General features: G+C 64.2%; 18 protein-coding genes. 10 read left to right on the plus strand and 8 right to left on the minus strand.

Going from position 1 to position 19,669, the window contains the following annotated elements; translation table 11 throughout:
- Positions 1-331: 331 nt before the first annotated feature.
- The gene (locus CFR71_RS11710; protein WP_133251142.1) at positions 332-538 is read right to left on the minus strand and encodes a hypothetical protein; all 207 of its coding nucleotides are present in this window, start codon (positions 536-538) and stop codon (positions 332-334) included.
- 78 nt (positions 539-616) lie between these two features.
- Between CFR71_RS11710 and CFR71_RS11715 the strand changes: the two genes are divergently transcribed.
- Complete coding sequence (locus tag CFR71_RS11715; protein WP_110531302.1) at positions 617-1,603, plus strand: hypothetical protein; 987 nt, start codon at positions 617-619, stop codon at positions 1,601-1,603.
- 124 nt (positions 1,604-1,727) lie between these two features.
- Here CFR71_RS11715 and CFR71_RS11720 read toward each other — a convergent pair whose 3' ends face one another.
- Positions 1,728-2,375 carry a TetR family transcriptional regulator gene (locus tag CFR71_RS11720; protein WP_110531304.1) on the minus strand — a complete coding sequence of 216 codons (648 nt, stop codon included), beginning with the start codon at positions 2,373-2,375 and terminating at the stop codon, positions 1,728-1,730.
- A 108-nt stretch (positions 2,376-2,483) separates the two neighbouring features.
- Here CFR71_RS11720 and CFR71_RS11725 point away from each other — a divergent pair, with 108 nt between their 5' ends.
- The gene (locus CFR71_RS11725) at positions 2,484-3,170 is read left to right on the plus strand and encodes an O-methyltransferase (RefSeq protein WP_110531308.1); all 687 of its coding nucleotides are present in this window, start codon (positions 2,484-2,486) and stop codon (positions 3,168-3,170) included.
- A 172-nt stretch (positions 3,171-3,342) separates the two neighbouring features.
- Here the strand turns inward: CFR71_RS11725 and CFR71_RS11730 are convergent, their stop codons facing one another.
- From CFR71_RS11730 to hmpA, 4 genes are all read right to left on the minus strand, one after another.
- A complete protein-coding gene (locus CFR71_RS11730; RefSeq protein WP_110531310.1) occupies positions 3,343-4,245 on the minus strand; it encodes a LysR family transcriptional regulator in 903 nt (300 codons plus the stop codon).
- A 146-nt stretch (positions 4,246-4,391) separates the two neighbouring features.
- A complete protein-coding gene (locus tag CFR71_RS11735) occupies positions 4,392-6,935 on the minus strand; it encodes an excinuclease ABC subunit UvrA (protein ID WP_110531312.1) in 2,544 nt (847 codons plus the stop codon).
- 116 nt (positions 6,936-7,051) lie between these two features.
- Positions 7,052-7,429, minus strand: coding sequence for a DUF488 domain-containing protein (locus CFR71_RS11740; protein ID WP_110531314.1), 378 nt, complete (start codon positions 7,427-7,429; stop codon positions 7,052-7,054).
- Complete coding sequence (hmpA, locus tag CFR71_RS11745) at positions 7,426-8,646, minus strand: NO-inducible flavohemoprotein (protein WP_110531316.1); 1,221 nt, start codon at positions 8,644-8,646, stop codon at positions 7,426-7,428. Before hmpA ends, CFR71_RS11740 begins: the two co-directional genes overlap by 4 nt.
- 83 nt (positions 8,647-8,729) lie before the next feature.
- On the opposite strand from hmpA, the gene CFR71_RS11750 reads away from it, so the two are divergent.
- Positions 8,730-9,185 carry an RrF2 family transcriptional regulator gene (locus CFR71_RS11750; RefSeq protein WP_110531318.1) on the plus strand — a complete coding sequence of 152 codons (456 nt, stop codon included), beginning with the start codon at positions 8,730-8,732 and terminating at the stop codon, positions 9,183-9,185.
- 234 nt (positions 9,186-9,419) lie between these two features.
- Here CFR71_RS11750 and CFR71_RS11760 read toward each other — a convergent pair whose 3' ends face one another.
- Positions 9,420-9,902, minus strand: a complete 483-nt coding sequence (locus CFR71_RS11760; RefSeq protein ID WP_110531362.1) for a MucR family transcriptional regulator — start codon at positions 9,900-9,902, stop codon at positions 9,420-9,422.
- A 491-nt stretch (positions 9,903-10,393) separates the two neighbouring features.
- Positions 10,394-11,575, minus strand: coding sequence for an OprO/OprP family phosphate-selective porin (locus CFR71_RS11765; protein ID WP_239019169.1), 1,182 nt, complete (start codon positions 11,573-11,575; stop codon positions 10,394-10,396).
- A gap of 415 nt (positions 11,576-11,990) precedes the next feature.
- Between CFR71_RS11765 and CFR71_RS11775 the strand changes: the two genes are divergently transcribed.
- From CFR71_RS11775 to CFR71_RS11805, 7 genes are all read left to right on the plus strand, one after another.
- Positions 11,991-13,967, plus strand: a complete 1,977-nt coding sequence (locus CFR71_RS11775) for an FUSC family protein (RefSeq protein ID WP_110531324.1) — start codon at positions 11,991-11,993, stop codon at positions 13,965-13,967.
- 302 nt (positions 13,968-14,269) lie between these two features.
- A complete protein-coding gene (gene pstC / locus CFR71_RS11780; RefSeq protein ID WP_110531326.1) occupies positions 14,270-15,247 on the plus strand; it encodes a phosphate ABC transporter permease subunit PstC in 978 nt (325 codons plus the stop codon).
- Positions 15,248-15,263: 16 nt separating this feature from the next.
- Positions 15,264-16,184, plus strand: coding sequence for a phosphate ABC transporter permease PstA (gene pstA, locus CFR71_RS11785; protein WP_110531328.1), 921 nt, complete (start codon positions 15,264-15,266; stop codon positions 16,182-16,184).
- Positions 16,184-16,981 carry a phosphate ABC transporter ATP-binding protein PstB gene (gene pstB / locus CFR71_RS11790; RefSeq protein ID WP_110531330.1) on the plus strand — a complete coding sequence of 266 codons (798 nt, stop codon included), beginning with the start codon at positions 16,184-16,186 and terminating at the stop codon, positions 16,979-16,981. The genes pstA and pstB overlap by 1 nt, the downstream gene beginning before the upstream one ends.
- 17 nt (positions 16,982-16,998) lie before the next feature.
- Complete coding sequence (phoU, locus tag CFR71_RS11795) at positions 16,999-17,703, plus strand: phosphate signaling complex protein PhoU (RefSeq protein WP_206057816.1); 705 nt, start codon at positions 16,999-17,001, stop codon at positions 17,701-17,703.
- Between the two features lie 300 nt (positions 17,704-18,003).
- A complete protein-coding gene (gene pstS / locus CFR71_RS11800) occupies positions 18,004-19,014 on the plus strand; it encodes a phosphate ABC transporter substrate-binding protein PstS (protein WP_110531335.1) in 1,011 nt (336 codons plus the stop codon).
- A 178-nt stretch (positions 19,015-19,192) separates the two neighbouring features.
- The gene (locus CFR71_RS11805; protein ID WP_133251143.1) at positions 19,193-19,618 is read left to right on the plus strand and encodes a hypothetical protein; all 426 of its coding nucleotides are present in this window, start codon (positions 19,193-19,195) and stop codon (positions 19,616-19,618) included.
- Positions 19,619-19,669 lie beyond the last annotated feature (51 nt).

Raw genomic sequence — 19,669 nt, forward strand, 5'->3', positions numbered from 1 at the left:
GGCCCCGCCCAAGTAATATTGTGTAAGTTTCCGTGACATTCAGGGAATGGTGACGAATTCCCCTGTATAATGGTATATATTTTTTCACAAATGCGCATGACGAGACGCAACATCCCCAAAAATATTTATGAATTTGCGGATTTATATATGGTTTCGGCATAAGCGGCAGGCAGGCCACCCTGCCCGCGAGGGGCGGAATCGCGCATATCCATCATGAAATTTCCTGTTCCCCGCCCCGATGTCGGACAGGCATGCCCCGATGCGCCGCCATTTTTGGGCATGTAGAAAAAACGGACCTGTCCGATTTTTAACTTGCTGTTGAGAACTGTTATCAATAAACGATAAGGGACATCATTGCCCGGACATCCCCCATCGCGGTAGCCCCGGCGGCACGGCGAAGGGCGAAGAACCAGATGCCCGGGACGATGATGCGACCGCGACGCCACGTGGCGCGCGCCCACGCCTGTCCCTTTCCTGCCACCGGGAAGGACGCATCAGCCACGCCATACCCGCCCCGCATGTCCGGGGGCCACATCAACCGTTATGTCCCGTACTTCCGCCTGCTGACCCTCCCTGCCCGACGGACCTGCCGCCAGGGGCCAAGAAGGATCTTACGATGCGCGAAACCCACAGCACCCGCGACACCTGGCACCTGACGCATTCCCGCCCGGACGTTCTGGTTGACTATTTCAATCCGTGGACGCCGATGACCCGCCAGATCAGCCAGCTGACGCACCGCTTCGGCATGGTCTCGGCCCTGTGCGAACAGGTCAGCGTGGATGAAAAACTGCTGGAACTGCGCAACGCGCTGGCGTTTCACCTGCTGCGGGCAGCCACGTGGTGGCGGATGGATTTCGCCGCCCCGCGCGTCGCGGGCATGCCGACGACGCGCTTCATGGCCCATATCCACGCCCATATCGACCGCGTCGCCACGGATGAAACCCTGTTCGACGTGCTGACATGGCAGCACCACATGCGCCGCGACGATCCGTCGCACGTCATGGTGCTGGGCACGGACCCGCTGTGCCGGGGGGGCACGCCGATCCTGTACGGCCTCGACGGGCAGCGGCGCTTCCGCTTTGCCCTGCACGCCGCCGATACGCCACACATGGCGGAATGGGACGATGCCGGGCACCCTGATTTCGTGTCCGCATGCCTGGCCGCGCGGGCGCGTCACGGCATGGTCGAAACCGGGCGCGAGCCGCTGGGCGAATGGCACGACGCGCGCCTTGAACATGCGCGCGCGGCGAAATACCACACGCTGTATTTCCGTCAGGACACCACGCGGCCGGTCATCGACCGATATATCGAGGTACTGGGCGAAATGACGCGCTGCCGCTCGCGCTTCGGGCAGTTCGAATTCGGCAACATCCTGAACCACGTTGCCTTTCAGCTGGTGCGCACGGCCCATGAACGCCAGGTATCCATCGCAGATGTCCTGCGCGAAGGCACGACGCAGCCCATCAACCTGCGCGTGGCCAACAGCATCAAGAAACGCGCCCGCGCCCATGTCGCCCATGGGGTCGATCCCCTGCTGCGGGAGGGACTGGACGCCATGCTCGACAATGTCGTGGCGGGTTATTCCCTGTCCGATCAGTTTTAGGGGCGAAATACCCTGTTGCTGAAAAGTCCAAAAGTTTCCGGGTGTCGTCTTTTTTCAAAAAGGCGACGTCTTTCAAAGCTTTTTGAAAAAAGCTTTACCAAAAACTTTTGGACTTGATGACCTGTCAGGGGCGGGGTTCCATTCCCTTGGCGAGGCGCGTCAGGTACGCCGTGAACATGTCGGCCATGGCGTCGGCATAAGCCGTGATCTGCGCATCGGTACGGGGCGTTTGGGAAAACTCCCGCCCCACCGCGCCGAATGTCGTCGCGATCAGTTCCCCCGCCAGGTCGCGCGTGGCATCCGGCACGTCGGGAAGGGCCTCGCGCATGAAACGCGCGATGATGCAATCCGCCGCCTGTCGCACCCCGGCCGCCTCCGGCGCATCACGATAGAGCGGGGCGGCGTCGCTGAGCGCCATGCGGACCGATGCCTCCGCGCATTCCGAACGGATGAAGGCATGGACCAGCCTGCGCAGGCGCTGCAGGGGCGGATGGCGACCATCTTCGAGGATATCGCGCAGCATCCCGGTCGTCTCCCGCCATTCATCGGTCTGGAGGCGGAACAGGATCGCGGCCTTGTTCGGAAAATACTGATAGAGCGAGCCGATGCTGACGCCAGCCCTTTCGGCCACGCGCGCCGTCGTGAAACGCGCGGCGCCTTCTTTTGCCAGAACGTGAACCGCCGCGTCGAGAATCGCGGCGACCAGCCCGGCGGAACGCGCCTGACTGGGCTGTTTGCGAACGGAAATCCGCGGGGCGGGGCGACCGGTCATGGCGTTTCCGGGAATGCGAATAGGAAACGCGATGGATTAATCGTATTTTCAGGGACACGCAAGACCGGCGGACATTCCCCGCATCCGACATTGAGCAAGGATCACGTCATGACCCCTGACACGCCCCCGACCGATACCGCCCCGACCCTGCTTGCCGCACCCGTCGCGCCATTGCTGGCGCGCCTGTTCGTCGAGGCGGATGAGGCATCAAGCCCTGTCCTGTCCGAACTGCCGCGCGAGGAACTGCGGCGCCTGGTCGGCAGCAGGGCCGATTACCTGAAATTCTATGGTCTGGCGAAGGATCTCTGGCTTCCCGTCTCGCGCGGGACGGGGACGCTGCTTTACATGCTGGCGCGCGCCATGCAGGCGCGAAACATTGTCGAATTCGGAACATCCTTCGGCATTTCGGCCATCCATCTTGCCGCCGCCCTGCGCGACAATGGCGGCGGCAGGCTGATTACCACCGAATTCGAACCTTCCAAGATCGCACGCGCCCGCCAGCACCTTGCCGAGGCGGGGCTGGCCGACCTTGTGGAAGTCCGCGCGGGGGATGCGCTGGACACGCTTGCCACCGACCTGCCGGACAGCATCGACCTCGTGCTGCTTGACGGGGCAAAGCCGCTCTATCCCGATATCCTCGCCCTGCTGGAAGGCAGGCTGCGCCCCGGCGCCATGGTCGTCGCGGATAATGCCGATTACAGCCCCGAATACCTGGCGCGCGTGCGATGCGCGTCCGCGGGCTATCTTTCGTTGCCTTTTGACGGAGATGTCGAATTGTCCCTGAAACTTTCCTGAATCCCGATGATTTTTCCGGGGCATCCACGACACATCCGCCATCATGAAAAAAGTTTGGGGCTGGCATGGGTAAGCATTGTCCGGGACGGTTCACGTGGGCAGTTTAGCCCATTGAGTGTGGATTTTCAGGAGTTCTGCAGGTGAGTGGATGGTGTTTTCCTGAAACGTCTTTTCAGACGTGGAAGATGTCGTCCGCGCGCAGGTGGGTGCAGACCTCCCATATCCGTGCCAGCACGGCGGAGGGATTGGGCTGGCGCAGGCGCACGACGCCCACCTGTGGCGCGGGGCAGGGCACGATGGGACAGGTCCGCAGCCCCGCGCCGCCCACCGTTTCGGGCAGGGCGGCGACTGGCAGGATGCTGCACAGCCGTCCGGCGCGCAGTTCGGAATGCAGCAGGCTGATGGAATCCGTTTCCACCATGATGGTGGGCGTTACGCCCGCGTCGCGGAAACCGGCGTCAATGATCTGCCGGCAGCGCAGGTTGCGCGTGAAAAGGCACAGCGGGATGGACGCGACCTCCGCCCAGCCACAATGCTTGCCGGTCGGGACGGGGGCGGACGTCGCGCCGGCCAGCACGTACTGTTCGGCGTAAAGGGGGCGTACCTCGAACGCATCGCCCGGGGGGATCTGGTCCAGATAGGTGACGCCCAGATGCACCTGATGTTCACGCAGCATCCGCGCGATGTCACCCGCCGCGGCCGAGCGCACTTCCTGATGCAGGCTGGGGATGGCGGCGCGGAAGCTTTCCATTAGCAGCGGGATGCCAAGCAGCGCGGGCGGCATCACCCCGATCGACAGTGACCCGCCCGACACGTCCTGCGCGAACGCGGCCTCCTGCTTCAGGCCGTCAAGGGCGGCGAGCGTCTGCTTGGCCCATGCCAGAACGCGCTGTCCCTCTGCCGTCAGGCCGAGGAAACGGCGGTTGCGCTGGATGACCGATACGCCGAGTTCGTTTTCAAGCTGCCGGATCCCCGCCGACAGCGCGGGCTGCGAGACGCCGCAATGTTCCGCCGCCCGCGAAAAATGGCGGAAGCGGTCAAGGGCGATCAGGTAGGTCAGCTGGCGCAGGAACACGGCATGTCAGTCAGGTCAGGAAAAGGCGGGAAACATTCCACACCATAAAGGGTTAAAGAAGTTTTTGGTGAAGCTTTTTGCAAAAAGCTTCAGGAAACGCTGCCCTTTTGAAAAAAGGCGATGCCAGAAAACTTTTTATCAAATGTCTATCCAACATATTGCGCAAGAAACGGGGCCGTGGCGCTGCCGGGGGCATGCGCCACGTCACGCGGCGTCCCGGCGGCGACGATCCTGCCGCCGTCTTCCCCCGCGCCGGGTCCCATGTCGATCACCCAGTCGCCGCCCGCGACCATGCGCATGTCATGTTCGGCCACGATCACCGTATTCCCCTGGTCCACCAGTTCATGCAGGTGGGCCGCCAGACGGTCCACGTCCGCCGGGTGCAGCCCGGTCGTCGGTTCGTCCAGCACGTACAGCGTATGGCCCCTGCGCTGCCTGTGCAGTTCGGTGGCAAGCTTGATCCGCTGTGCCTCGCCCCCCGACAGTTCGGTCGCGGGCTGGCCCAGCCGCAGGTGGCCCAGCCCGCTGCGCTGCAGGGTGGACAGGGCGGCCGTGGCGGCGGGCACGTCGGCAAGGAATTCCAGCGCCTGATCGACATTCATCGCCAGCAGGTCGGCGATGGAGCGGTCGTGGTACGTGACTTCCAGCACCTCCGGCCGGTAACGCGCGCCGTGGCAGGTGGGGCACGGGGCATGGACGCTGGGCAGGAACAGCAGTTCGACCATCACCGACCCCGCCCCCTGGCAGCGCGGACAGCGTCCCTTGGCAAGGTTGAAGGAAAACCACCCGGCATCGTACCTGCGCGCGCGGGCAAGGTCGGTGCGGGCATAAAGCCTGCGCACGGTGTCGAACAGGCCGGTATAGGTCGCAAGGTTGGAACGCGGGGTGCGGCCGATGGGCTTCTGGTCGATCACCACCAGCCGGCCGATCCCCTCCAGCCCGGACACCACGCGTCCCTCGGGCTGGCGGATTTCGGCCTGCGGGGCAGGCGGCGCGTCCGCGTCCTCCTCCTCGTCCGCCACGGGCAGGGCCTGGCCCAGCGCGCGCGCCACGATGAGCGTCAGCGCGTGGCTGACCAGCGACGACTTGCCCGATCCCGATATCCCGGTGACGGAGGTGAACGCCCCCAGCGGAAAGGCCACGTCCAGCCCGTCGAGGTTGTTCCACCGCACATCATCCAGCCGCAGCCACCCCTGTGGCGCACGCGGCGTGCGGGTAATGGCCCGCGACGTGGCGAACAGGTATCCGCGCGTGCGCGACGCCGCGACATCGCGCAGTCCCGCCGGCGGTCCGCAATACACGATTTCCCCGCCACGTTCCCCCGCGTCCGGCCCGACATCGACGATCCATGCGGCATGGCGGATGACGTCGAGGTTGTGTTCGACAAGGAACAGCGAATTGCCCGCCGCGCACAGCTTCTCCAGCGCGGCAAGCAGCGCCTGCGTATCCGCCGGGTGCAGCCCCGATGACGGTTCGTCCAGAACATAGACCACGCCGAACAGGCTGGAATGGATCTGCGTGCCAAGGCGCAGTCGCTGGTATTCGCCGGGCGAGAGGGTCTGCACCCCGCGATCCATCTGCAGGTATCCCAGCCCCAGCCGCGCCAGCACGTCGATGCGCGCGATCATGTCGGCGGCGATGCGCCGCGCGGCGATCGCGATGGCGTCGTCGTCGGGGGTGCCGGGTGCGTCCGCCACCGCCGACAGCACCCCGGCGATCCGGCCCAGCGGCAGCGCGCCCATGGTCGCGATGTTCATTCCCGCGAAGGTGACGCGCAGGGCGTCGGGGTTCAGGCGCTGTCCATGGCAGACGGGACAGTCGGTGGAAATCATGAACGACGCCGCCCGGTTGCGCATGTTGGTACTCTGCGAATTGGCGAATGTCTGGGTGACGTAACGCCGCGCGCCGGTGAACGTCCCCTGATAGGCGGGTTCCACCCCGCTGGCGATCGCGGCCTGCACCTGCGCATGCGTCAGGCCGGGATAGACCGGGACGGTGGGGGTTTCGTCGGTGAACAGGATCCAGTCGCGTGTCTTGCGCGGCAGGTCGCGCCATGGGCAGTCCACGTCGATGCCCATGGTGATCAGGATGTCGCGCAGGTTCTGTCCCTGCCACGCGGTGGGCCATGCGGCGACGGCGCGTTCGCGGATCGACAGGCTGTCGTCGGGAACCATCGTGGCCTCGGTCGCCTCGTGCACGCGGCCCAGCCCGTGGCATCGCGGGCATGCCCCCATGGGCGTGTTGGGGGAGAAGGATTCCGCCTCCAGCCGCGCAAGGCCGGGGGGATAGGTCCCGGCCCGCGAATACAGCATCCGCAGCAGGTTCGACAGCGTGGTGATGCTGCCGACCGACGAACGCCCCGAACTGCCGCCGCGCTGCTGTTGCAGGGCGATGGCGGGGGGCAGGCCATCGACCGTATCGACATCGGGCACCGGCATCTGCTGGAACAGCCGCCGGGCATAGGGGGAGACGGATTCAAGGTAGCGGCGCTGCGCCTCCGCATACAGCGTGCCGAACGCCAGCGAGGACTTGCCCGATCCCGACACGCCGGTGAACACGACCATGGTGTTGCGCGGCACGTCGATGCTGACATCGCGCAGGTTGTGTTCCCGCGCCCCGCGCACCCGCACGAAATCGGCCTGCGTGAAATCTGACCGCGTGAATGTTGGCGGGACGGGGGGCTTTGGCATCAGGCGAACTCCGGCAGGGACGCGCGCATGATCCCATTGTCGTTACCCGCAGACAACCCCGCCGGTCCGGGCGTCCCGCCCGCGTGACAGGCATGCATGGGCAGCGCGCGACGTCATCATGGCGTCCCCGTGCCTTCCAGCCCGCGCAGGTAATCCGCCAGGACGACCGCCTCGTTATGGCGGGTGTCGCGCGCGCCATACAGCAGGGTGATCGGCCCCCGCCCGGGCAGGGAGAGGATCTGGCGCACGGCGTCGGGACTGGCGCGCAGTTCCGCGACATAGCGGGCGCGGAATTCCTCCCACCGGGCCGGGTCGTGGCCAAACCATTTGCGCAGTTCCGTGCTGGGCGCGATGTCCTTCAGCCACAGCGTCAGGTCCGCGCGTTCATGGCTGATGCCACGCGGCCACAGGCGATCGACCAGCACGCGCCGGCCGTCGTCGGGACCGGGCGGGTCGTAAACCCGCCTGGTCCGTATCACGGGCGCATCCGTCATCCCGCCAGCGCCGCGTCGGCGGCGGGGCCGAAGAATTCGTACCGGATCCGTGCCTCGGGCACGCCGGCTTCCTTCAGCGTGGCGATCATGTCGCGCATGAAGCCGTCGGGGCCGCATATGTAACAGGTCGCGCGCGGATCGATCTGGCCCTTCAGCCATTGCGGCGTGATGCGCCCGTCATGCCACGTCACGCCCGCCGGGGCCGATCCCGCCTGCGGGGCCTCGCGGCTGTAGAAGATGTCCGCGCGGATCCGCCCGCGCGCGGCAAGGTCGCGGATATAATCGCCAAATGTCTCCGCCTTCGGGCCGCGCGTGCCGTGGATGTAGCGCACTGGCGTCGCCGCCCCCGTCGTTCCCGCCGCGTCCAGCGCGCCAAGCATGGAAATGAACGGCGTCAGGCCCACGCCCGCGCTGAGGAAGACGATCGGATCCTGTGGCGGGCTGTCCAGCGTGAAATCGCCCGCCGGGGCGGAAACCTGCACGACGGTTCCCACTGCCACGCTGTCATGCAGCCAGTCGGAGACGACGCCCTTGTCGATGCGGCGCACGCTGATGCGGTAATGCCGGTCATCGGGCGCGGAAGAGATGCTGTAATTGCGGCATTCCTCCCCCGTTCCCGGCACGTCGAGGCGAAAGCCGAGATACTGCCCCGGCACGTGGCGCATCACCGGGCCGCCATCCTGCGGCACCAGTTCGAAGGAGGTCACGTCCGCGCTTTCGGCCCGGCGGGCGCTGACGCGGAACGCGCGCCAGCCGACCCATCCGCCGGGGGCCGCCGCGTGGGCGACGTAAATCTGTTCCTCCCGCCCGATCAGGATTTCGGCCAGGAACCAGTAAGCCTTGCCCCATGCCTCCATGATCTCGGGCGTTGCGGCGTCGCCCAGCACGTGCGCGATCGCGCCCAGCAGGGCCTCGGCCACATAGGGGTAATGCTGCGGCAGGATGTTCAGGCCGGCATGCTTTTGCGCGATCCGTTCCACCATGGCCGACAGCGCGCCGGGATTGTCGATGTTGCGCGCATAGGCCAGCACCGCCAGCGCCAGCGCGCGTGGCTGTTCCCCGTCGCGCTGGTGCGACATGTTGAACAGGCCGCGAATGTCCGCATTGGACAGCAGGCGGCGATACATTTCCGTCGTGATGGCAAGGCCATGGGCCTGCAGCGCAGGGACGCAGGCGCTGATGATCGCGCGGGTCCTGTCATCAAGTGGGCTTGCCATGCGGAACTCCGTTTTAAGATGTGTAATCCGCACATCTTTTATATCGCTGGCAAAGGATGTCAATCTTGGGATACCTACCGCGGATGCGTCTGACCCTGCATACCGACTATGCCCTTAGAACAATGATTTATCTGGGGCTCCATACGGACCGCCTGACCTCCATCCACGAGATCGCGCAGGCCTATGGCATTTCGGAAAACCATCTGGTGAAGATCATCCACCGGCTGGGGCGCGGCGGCTTTATCGAGACCAGTCGCGGGCGCAAGGGGGGATTGCGCCTTGGCCGCCCGGCGGCGGAAATCCGGCTGGGCGACATCGTGCGCTATACCGAGGAAGATATCGGCCTTGTCGCCTGCATGCAGCCCCCGCCGGCGGACGGGTCAAAACCATGCCTGCTGGTCGGTGGCTGTTTCCTGCGCGGGGTGCTGGACGAGGCACTGGGCAATTTCATGGCGGTGCTGGATCATTACACGCTGGCCGATGCCCTGACGGAGCATGAGCGCAGGCTTCTGGGCGGGCAGCTGTTCCCGGCCCCCTGAGCGGAAGAGGCCCTGCCGGGGATCCTTTGCGCGCATGGCGCGAAAACAGGGCAGGCATGGGATGCGGACAGGATGCGCGTGCATGCGACCGGGCGAATGCGATGCCTTGGCGCGACCGCTGTCCATGCGGCCCGGGCCGCTGCCATTTCCCGCCGCAATTTTTCCCCCTGTCATGCCTTTTCGCCGCGCGCTGGCGTCATCGTGGCCCGCGCGGCGACGCGGCGGGGGATGGTCTCAGTCCTGCGCGTTTTTCCTGCGGCGGCCACGTGATTTCGACTTCGGTTCCTCGCTTTTCTCCACGGGGCTTTTCTCCACGGGGCTTTTTTCCATGGGCGCGGTCCTGGCGGTAATGTTGCGCCCCAGACCGCTCTGCTGCGCAAGGGCGGAACGTTTCGCGGCGTAATTGGGGGCCGTCATCGGATAATGGGGCGGCAGTCCCCACTTTTCACGATACTGGTCCGGGGTCATGCCATAGGCGCGGTCCAGATGCCGCTTGAGCATCTTGAGCTTCTTTCCGTCCTCAAGGCAGATGATGTAGTCAGGAAAGACGGATTTCTTGATCGGCACGGCGGGCTGCGGGGGTTCGGCCTTTTCCCCGGCGGTGGTGCCGGTGCGGCCCAGCGCGTCAAAGACATTGCGGATCAGTTCCGGCACGCGTTCGGGCGGCAGGCTGTTATTGGCCATGTACGCTGAAACGATATCGGTTGTCATCGACATGATTTCAGAGTTCTGAATGATTTTTTTGTCCAATTTTTCACCATTCACATAAAAGATATAGAAAAACTTCAACCGTTACGGTGATAATAATGCCAGGTGCCGCAATACGCAATTACTGAATGCACGGCCGGGATTTCGTGATGTCTTTGGTTTCCTGTCATGACTGTACATCAATACAGGGCTGTTACATACCATTACACTATGGACACTATCTGGGCGTATATGCCACATTTTTGGAAACATCCCGGCCTGACACATCTTATGTATTCATCGCGGTGGATACCTGAAAAGTTTCCCCGTTATTATTTTATCCACATGCATGTGAACCTCGCCATGCCTGTAATGGGAACATGACGTTTTACCTGTTCATCCCGCGTCATCAGGGTAATCGCAAAAGCCCACGCGCCGGGACATGGCGCCGGGCCGCGAAACGTCATTTCGAAAGATCGTGCCCCCGTCATACGATTTCCCGGAACGCGATGCGGGAATGGTCAGAATTTGACCTGGAACAGCGACATGACGCCATGGAAATGTTCCGGGTCCCGCCCGCCCGCGATGCGCCCGTATTCGTATTGCAGCGTCATGCGGATGATGTCGGTGGGCCACCAGTTGACCCCCAGCGACACGGTTTTCTGGTCGCCGCCATAAACGGGCGCGGATTGCAGGTCCGCCTGCGAATACCGTGCCGCGACCTCCAGCACGCCGTACCCGTGGCACAGCACATGCTGCGTCGTGTCGCATGAAGGCGAGGAGAACGCCGCCGAACGTCCCTTCCACGCGCGCGGACGCCCGTTGATGGTATAGGCAAGATCGCCGTACCAGCCATGGAAGTCCAGCTGCCGCCCGTAACCCGCGCCGTTCGCGCGGCTGTTGACGTGGATGTCGTATCCTTCCCCCTGGAACAGCAGCCTTTTCCACGCCACGGCGGCCTCCGCCCCGAAGGCCCCGGCGCTGTCGGCGCGGACCTGCCCGGTATGGAGGTACTGCGACACGGTGCCGGGATTGATTTCGGGACTGTCGCCAAAGGACAGTGCCGGGCTTTCGCCGGGGACGGAGGCCGGGCGGAACACCCATTCCCCCGAAATGCCCAGATGCACCAGCAGGGAACGCGTCCTGACCGGCAGGCCCACCAGGCGGAACGCCATGCCGCGCTGGTTGCCGTTATCGCCGGGACCTGCCGTGCCCGCCGTGGCCGAAATGGCGAAATGGTAACGCCTGCCATAGGTTTCGGCCTGCACGGCCTGACGTTCGATGCCCGTCGCCAGATTACGCGTTATCGTGGAAATGCTGGAACGTTCGACAAAGATCGTGTCGCCCTGCGCCTGCATGGATTCAAGGCCGAAGCTGGGTTTGAAAATCCCCGCCGTAAAGACGAAATGTTTAAGCCCCACATACGATACCTGTCCCTCGAACAGGCGCATCTGCCCGTTGGGGGCGGGGCCGAAATCCCATATCGCGCCGATTTCCACCTGATTGTGGATCGTGACCCGCACGCCGTTGCGCAGGCGCGCGCCACGCGCCCCCGTGCCCATAGGCGTGGGGGCCGACCCGGCAAATCCGCCCACGTCCAGCTGGTCCGTGGCATAGGGCCGGATTACCACGCCGGACAGGTTCACGCTGGGGACGCTCTGCGCGGAAAGGGGGGAACAGGCCAGGACAGGGAGCGCGAACACCGCGAACGTAACCCGCAACCAACAGGACAAAGGACTTTACTTTCCACGTGCCATCACTGCCGCCATCCGTAACATCGCGCGCCGGACGCGGATCATCACATCTTCGCATCGCGCCAGTCCGCAAGCGTGCCCGAAAACAACTTATTGATGGTAATAAAAGTTTTTGGGTGCAGCCTTTTTTCAAAAAGGATGCATCTTCCGAAGCTTCCTGCAAGAACCTCCACCAGAAACTTCCCCGGAATTTTCAGGACATCCCGGAAAAAGCACCCTGACCGGGGTGCCCCCATCCCATCCCGTCATAAACGGCCTTTATCACGTCATCAGAACAAACGATTGGACCCGCGCGGGGGTGCTTCGCATGGTCGGGGCCGTGATGACAGCGCACGCCCGCCCACATGACGCCACGCCCCCCGCCATGCCGCATGTGCTGCGGCGGCTTTCGTGGCTGTACGCGCCGACGCTGGCGGATTTCGCCTTTGCGGTGCGCACCGCGCTGGCGGCGATCCTTTCGCTGCTGATCGCCATGTGGATGGAACTCGACTCCCCCCAGTGGGCGCCGCTGACGGTGTGGGTGGTGGCGCAGTCCTCGCGCGGGGAAAGCCTGGCGAAGGCGCGCTGGCGCGTGGCGGGCACGCTGCTGGGATCGGTCGCGGCCATGACGCTGATCGCGGCGTTCCCGCAGGCGTCGGGCCTGTTTTTCTGCGCGCTGGCGATCTGGATCGGGCTGTGCTGCGCCGGGGCGACGCTGCTGGACAATTACCGTGCCTATGGCCTTGTGCTGACGGGGTTTACCTCGGCCATCATCGCGACGGGCGCGATCCTTGAACCCGACCATGTGTTCGACATCAGCGTCGCGCGCACCAGCTACATCATCCTTGGCGTGGTGTGCGAGGCGACGCTGGCGGTGATGTTCATGCCCTCCGTCGCGCCGCATGCGCGCCAGCTTCTGCATGCGCGGCTGATGCGGGCGTTTCGTGACACGGCCGCGCGGGTGGCCGACCTGCTGGAGGGCGAGGTGCCGTCCGCCGTGATGGGCCGCACGCTGGGCGAACTGGTGGCGTTCAACAGCCAGGTCGAATTCAGCGAGCTGGAGCTTGAACCCGGCAGCAGGACCGGCGACCATGCCCGCGCCGCCCTTGCGGCGATGCTGGTCATGCTGGCGCGGGCGCGGGGGCTGTCGATATTGCTGGGCGCGCGTGCCCATGCGCCGGGGATGCGTCCGTATGTGCGCGAACTTGGCGCGTTGCTGCGTGATGGGGCGGCGGAGCCCGCGATGCTGCGCGCGCGGGTGGATGGCCTGCGGCGGGCATGGCGCGACCGGCAGGCGGTGGCGGCCGATCCGGCCATGGCCGCCCTGTTCGCCGAACTGCTGGAGGAGGTGGGAAACGCCCTGTCGCGGATCCTTGCCAGCGACAATCCGGTACGCCACGACCATTTCCGCTTTCGCGTCATCTCACGCCGCCACGCGCTGGAGGCGGTGGAGAACGGGGCGCGGGCGTGCTGCGCGATCATTGGCGCGTGGCTGGTGTGGGAGGTAACGGCCTGGCCGCAGGGACCGGCCTTCATTTCCTTCCTCGCGCTGGTGTACGGCCTTCTGGCCACGCGCGAAAACCCGGTCATCGCGGGCATGCCCTTTTTCAAGGGGGCGTTGTGGTGTGCCATGATCGCGACCGCGATGGCGTTCTGGGTCATTCCCGCCATCACCGCGCCGGAAATGCTGGTGATGGCGCTGCTGGTGCCCATGACCATCGGTGGCCTTGCGGCGCGCAACGCGACGACGGCGGGATATGCATTTTCGTTCAACATGTTCCTGCCGGTGCTGATCGGGCCGATGAACCAGGGACGCATTGACGAGGTGGCGTTCCTGAACGGGACGATGGCCTTCTTGTGCAGCATCCTGTTCGCGATCCTGACCTATCGCGCCATCGTGCCTTTCCGCGTTGATTCCCACATGCGGCGCACGGCGGCATGGACGGCGCGGCGGCTGCGTGACCTGGGCGGCGCGCGGGCGCGCACGTCGCCGCACCAGTGGCTGGCGGCCTGCGCGGGCAGCCTTGTGCGCATATTGCGCAATTCCGCCGGCATCCCGCCCGACAGGGTGGAGGCATACATGCGCGCGCAGCTGCGCGCGATGACGCTGGGGCTGAGTGTCATCGTCCTGCGCGATATCGCCCGCCGCGACCGGATACCACCCGCCGCCCGGCAGGCGCTGGCGGTGTTCCTGCATCGGTGGGGCCGTGGCGACGTGCGCGCGCATGACACGCTGGCGCTTGTCGAACGCCGGATGGCGCACGCGCGGGCGATGGACCCCGCCCCGCAGGCGGCATCCGACATGCAGGCCGCGATGTCGTGCCTGTATCTCGTGCGTGCGCTGCTTGACGCGCCGGGCTGAGGCATCATTCATTTACTGAAAAAGTTTTTGGTGAAGCTTTTTTCAAAAAGCTTTGAAAGAACGCATACTTTTTGGAAAAAGTCTGCACCCAAAAACTTTTATTACTTTTCCGACAGCGGGTTATTTCAGGCCGGGATGGCATGTCCGTCATGTCGCGGGTGGTGGGAAATAAATGAAGTTTTTATGACAGTAAAAATGCGTCCTGTCATAAAAACTTCACACATGCATTTCCGGATTATTATTGATCCTGTGGCCTGATGTTGTCTAACCCTGACCCTGCGTTACGCATATCAGGAAAAGACATGGCGCAATACATGCCCCCACTGACAGCTTCGGATACTCCCGCGCGCGACAGGGTCGTGCCCGGTGGCCGGGGCGATGTCGTGTTCCGCCTGCTGGCGCGCATGGCGGGATGGTCCATCCTTCTGGTGATGGCGGGGATCGTGATCGTCCTTGTCGCGGGGGGATGGCGCGCGCTCGCCAGTTTCGGGCCGGGCTTCCTCACCAGCACGGCATGGAACCCCGTTTCGCAGCATTTCGGCGCCGCGACCTCCATCTTCGGCACGCTGGTGACCACGCTGGTCGCCCTTGTCTTTGCCGTGCCGTTCGCGTTTGGCGTGGCCTTCTGGCTGGTGGAAATGGCGCCCCCGGCGCTGGCGCGGGTGATCGAAACCGCCGTGCAGCTTCTTGCCGCCGTGCCGTCAATCATCTTTGGCATGTGGGGCTTTTTCATCGTCGTGCCGTTCATGGCGCACCATGTCGAACCCGCGACAAAGCACCTGCTGGGCCATGTGCCGGGGATCGGGCTGCTGTTCAGTGGCGCGCCCTATGGCACCGGGCTGCTGACGGGGGGCGTGGTGCTGGCGCTGATGGTGACGCCGTTCATCTGTTCGGTGATGACGGATGTCTTCGTCTCCATCCCCGCCGTGCTGAAGGAAAGCGCCTTCGGACTGGGCGCGACCCGGTGGGAGGTCATGCGCAAGGTGGTGATGCCATGGTCGCGACAGGCGGTCATGGGCGGCATCATGCTGGGCACCGGCCGCGCGCTGGGCGAGACGATGGCCGTCACCTTCGTCATCGGCAACGCCAACCACATGGGATGGTCGCTGTTCGCGCCGGGCAACACGATCGCGTCGCTGATCGCGCTGGAATTCCCCGAAAGCCCCGCCGGAAGCCTCAAGCTGTCGGCGCTGCTGGCGCTGGGCGCGATCCTGATGATCATCTCGTTCATCACGCTGGCCTGCTCGCGCATTTTCCTGCGGCGCGGCGCGGCGGAATAAGGAAAGGGCACGGCCAATGCCGGCTGAAACATCCCTCCCCGGAGTGGCTGCGGCGGGTCCGGCCGCCATGCCCGCCAACGGCTGGCAGCGTGGCGGCGCGCAGGCGATCCGTCGCCGCGTGGTCGACCGCGCCGTCGGCATCGCGTGCGGCGGGGCGACCATCGTGGTCCTGTACCTGCTGTTTTCCATCCTGTGGACGCTGGTCGCGCGCGGCGTGGGGGGGCTGTCGCTGCCCACCTTCCTGCACAGTACGGCAGCCCCCGGCACCGGCGGCGGCCTTGCGAACGCCATTGTCGGCAGTCTGGAACAGACCGGGCTGGCCGCGCTGATCGGCACGCCGGTCGGCATGATGGCCGGCGTCTACCTGGCGGAGTTTTCGCGCGACGGGCGCATCGTCCCGCTGGTCCGGTTCGTGTCGGACATGATGCTTTCGGTGCCCTCCATCCTTGTCGGCCTGTTCGTCTACCTGATCTTTGTCGAACCTGCCGGGCATTTTTCGGGATGGGCGGGCGTGTTCGCCCTTGCCATCCTGTTCATCCCCGTCGTCGTGCGCACGACCGAGGACATGCTGCGCCTTGTCCCGCGCGCGATGCGCGAGGCGGCCTATGCGCTGGGCGCGCCGGGATGGCGGGTGATCGCCAGCATCTGCCTGCGCGCGGCGCGGGGCGGCATCATGACCGGCATCCTGCTGGCGCTGGCGCGCATTTCCGGGGAAACCGCGCCCCTGCTGTTTACCTCCCTCGGCAACCTGAACTGGTCCACCAGCCTGAACGCCCCGATGGCAAGCCTTCCCGTCACGATCTACCAGTACGCGGGATCGGCCTATGACGACTGGGTGCAGATGGCGTGGACCGGCGCGCTGCTGATTACCGCTGCTGTTCTTGCGACCAGCATCCTCGCCCGCTGGTGGCTTCTGCGTAATGGATCTGCACGATAATGAACATGACTGTCATCGCGGACGTTGCCCCAAAGGTCACGGCCGACCCCGCCCTGTCCATACGCGACCTCGATTTCTGGTATGGCGCGAATCATGCGCTCAAGGGGATCTCGCTGGATTTTCCCGTCCGCCAGGTCACGGGCATGATCGGCCCGTCGGGCTGCGGCAAATCGACGCTGCTGCGGGTGCTCAACCGCATGTATGACCTCTATCCGGGGCAGCGCGCCACGGGGGAGGTCATTTTCGACGGGCGCAACATCATCGCGCCGGGCGTGGACGTGAATGTCCTGCGTTCGCGCGTCGGCATGGTGTTCCAGAAACCGACGCCGTTTCCGATGTCCATATACGACAACATCGCCTTTGGCGTGCGGCTGCATGAACGCATCTCCCGCGCGGAAATGGACCAGCGGGTGGAGGACGTGCTGCGCCGCGTCGCCCTGTGGCCGGAGGTCAAGGACCGCCTTGGCGCGTCGGCCGGCGCCCTGTCGGGCGGGCAGCAGCAGCGCCTGTGCATCGCGCGCACCATCGCCACCCGGCCGGAGGTCATCCTGCTCGATGAACCGACCAGCGCGCTTGACCCCGTCTCCACCGCCCGGATCGAGGAGCTTCTGGACGAGCTCAAGCGTGAGTTTTCCATCGCCATCGTGACGCACAACCTCCAGCAGGCGGCGCGCTGCGCCGATCGCGTGGCCTTTTTCTACATGGGCCGGCTTGTGGAGGTCGACAGCGCCGACCAGATGTTCACCGCGCCACGGGAAAAGCAGACGCAGGACTACATCACCGGCCGCTTCGGCTGAGACAGGAACCCTTGATGATGCCGCACGAATCAGCACATACGGTCCAGAGTTACGAGCAGGAGCTGGAACATCTGCGCTCCCTCATCAGCCAGATGGGCGGCCTTGTGGAACGCCAGACGGCGCAGGCGATTGCCGCCGTCGCCGACCATGACGAGGTCGCGGCGCTGGAGGTTCCCGAACTGGACCCCAAGGTTGACGACCTTGAACGCCAGACGGAGGCACTGGTGATCCGGCTGCTTGCGCTGCGCGCGCCCATGGCGGGCGACCTGCGCGAGGTGGTGGCGGCGCTGAAGATTTCGGGCGACCTTGAACGCATCGGCGACTGCGCCACGTCGATCGCGCGCCGTGCCCTGCGCAGCGAGCTTCTGTCCTATCCCGTTTCCATGACGGGGCTGTTCAGCATGGGACGGATGGTACAGGAAAACCTGCGTCGCACCATCGACGCCATGGACCGGCGCGATTCCGAACTGGCGCGCAGCGTGTGGCAGTCGGACATGGCGGTCGATGAACTCTATGTCTCCATGTTCCGCGAACTTGTGACCTACATGATGGAAGACCCGCGCAACATCGGGCCCTGCACCCATCTGCTGTTTGTCGCCAAGAACCTGGAGCGCATTGGCGATCACGCCACCAATATCTGCGAACGCGTCTATTACGCCGCCACGGGCCGCATCCTGCCGGTCATGCGCCCGCGCGGCGGTATCGCGGACCAGGGGCTGTAAGGCCTGTTTGAAACCGGGTCATTGAGAAAAAAGTATTAAAAGCTTTTGGGTGCCGCCTTTTTATCTGAAAAGGCGGCGTCCTTTCGAAGCTTTTTAGATAAAAGCTTCACCAGAAACTTTCTTATGGATACAGGATGTTTTGGCCCGGTCCCTGGGGCCATGCCGCCCGGGACTGTCATAATAGTGTCATGAAACTGTCACGCAGATATAATCCTGTTCCTTCATTTCACCATTATATTCACCTGCGTTCGCTGGATATTCACTCGGTATCCGGTTGTTGTATTGGGGAACACAAGTATTATGTCTTTTCCTGTCCGATTCCTGACATGCGCGCTGCTGGCGACCGCCGTCCCTGTCATGGCGCATGCCGCCGACATCACGGGGGCCGGTTCCAGCTTTGCCGCGCCCATCTATGGCGCGTGGGGCGCGGAAAGTCGTGGCGCGATCGGTATCAGCCTGAATTACCAGACCGTCGGATCCAGCGCGGGGCAGAACCAGATCCTTGCCAGGACGGTGGATTTCGGCGCCTCCGACGTGCCGATGGACACGCAGAAGCTGGAGGCCGCGCACCTGTTCCAGTTCCCCACGGTGATGGGCGGCATCGTGCCGGTCGTCAACGTGCCGGGCATCGCACCGGGCAAGCTGCAGCTGGATGGCCCGACGCTGGCGGCCATCTATCGCGGTGAAATCACGCAGTGGAACGACCCGAAGATCGTGGCCTGCAATCCGGGGCTGAGCCTGCCTGACACCGCCATCGCCACTGTGCATCGCGCGGACGGGTCGGGCACGACGGCGGTCTTTACCGCCTATCTCGCGCGGGTTTCGCCGGAATGGAAAACGGGACAGGGGGCTGGTGCCTCCATCGCGTGGCCCGGCGGGATCGGCGCGCGTGGCAATGACGGCGTGGCGGCATCGGTGCGCAATACCGAAGGCGCGATCGGGTACGTGGAATACGCCTTCGCCGCCAACACCCACATGGCGACGGTAAAGCTGAAGAACCACAGCGGCGCGTATGTCGCCCCCGGACTGGACAGTTTCAGCCGCGCGGCCGAAGCCGCCGACTGGAAGGACGCGTCGCATTTCGCGGTTGACCTGATCGATACGTCGGGCGAGGGCGCGTGGCCCATCGTCTCGCCCACCTATGTGCTGGTCTATGTGCCGGTCAGCGGCACGGAACATGGCGCGGCGGTGCGCAAATTCTTTGGCCATGCGCTGCAGGCGGGGGACAAGACGGCATATCGTCTGGATTACGTCCCGGTTCCCGCGAATGTAAAGACCGATATCCTGCAACAGTGGGACAATGCGAAATAAAATACCGCCGATGTAATGTCGCCGGGAAATAATCGCGATAAACCTGCCCGTTTCCGGGCAGGTTTTTTCATGCCCGTTGATGTCATAAAACGGTAACGAAACTGTCTTGGAAACATAACACACAAAAAAGTAAACGCGCACTACATCACAATCATCTTTCATTTACGGAATGATCCAGATGATTCGCCGGTCCGTGGTTTCGCTGTTTCTGACTTCTTCTGCGTTATGGAGTGTCGTGCCGGTCCAGCACGCCCACGCGGCATCCGCCGAGGATGCCCAGATCCAGGCCCTGCAGCGTGAAATGCTGGAAATGCGGCGCGAAATGTCGGGACAGATCAGCGCCCTGCGCCAGCGCCTTGCCAAGGCGGAGGGACATTCGGCCACCGCCACGCGCGGACAGGCGGTGCGCCATGCGATGGTGCCGCCGCAGGGTCCGCCGATGTCCCCGGGCATGGCGAATGACATCGCCATCGGTGGTGGCGGGGGCGCCCTGAACGGATCGATCAGCGGCATGATGCGTTCGGCCGACCTTGGCACGCCGCCGTCGGATCGCGGGATCGACGCGGATTTCTCACACTTGAGGCAATTTCGGGTCATTTTGTAGAATTCAGTCATCCCACAGGAGCCCGATCTGGAATATTGACGATATTCTGCT

The organism is Novacetimonas pomaceti (assembly GCF_003207955.1).
Classification (GTDB): domain Bacteria; phylum Pseudomonadota; class Alphaproteobacteria; order Acetobacterales; family Acetobacteraceae; genus Novacetimonas; species Novacetimonas pomaceti.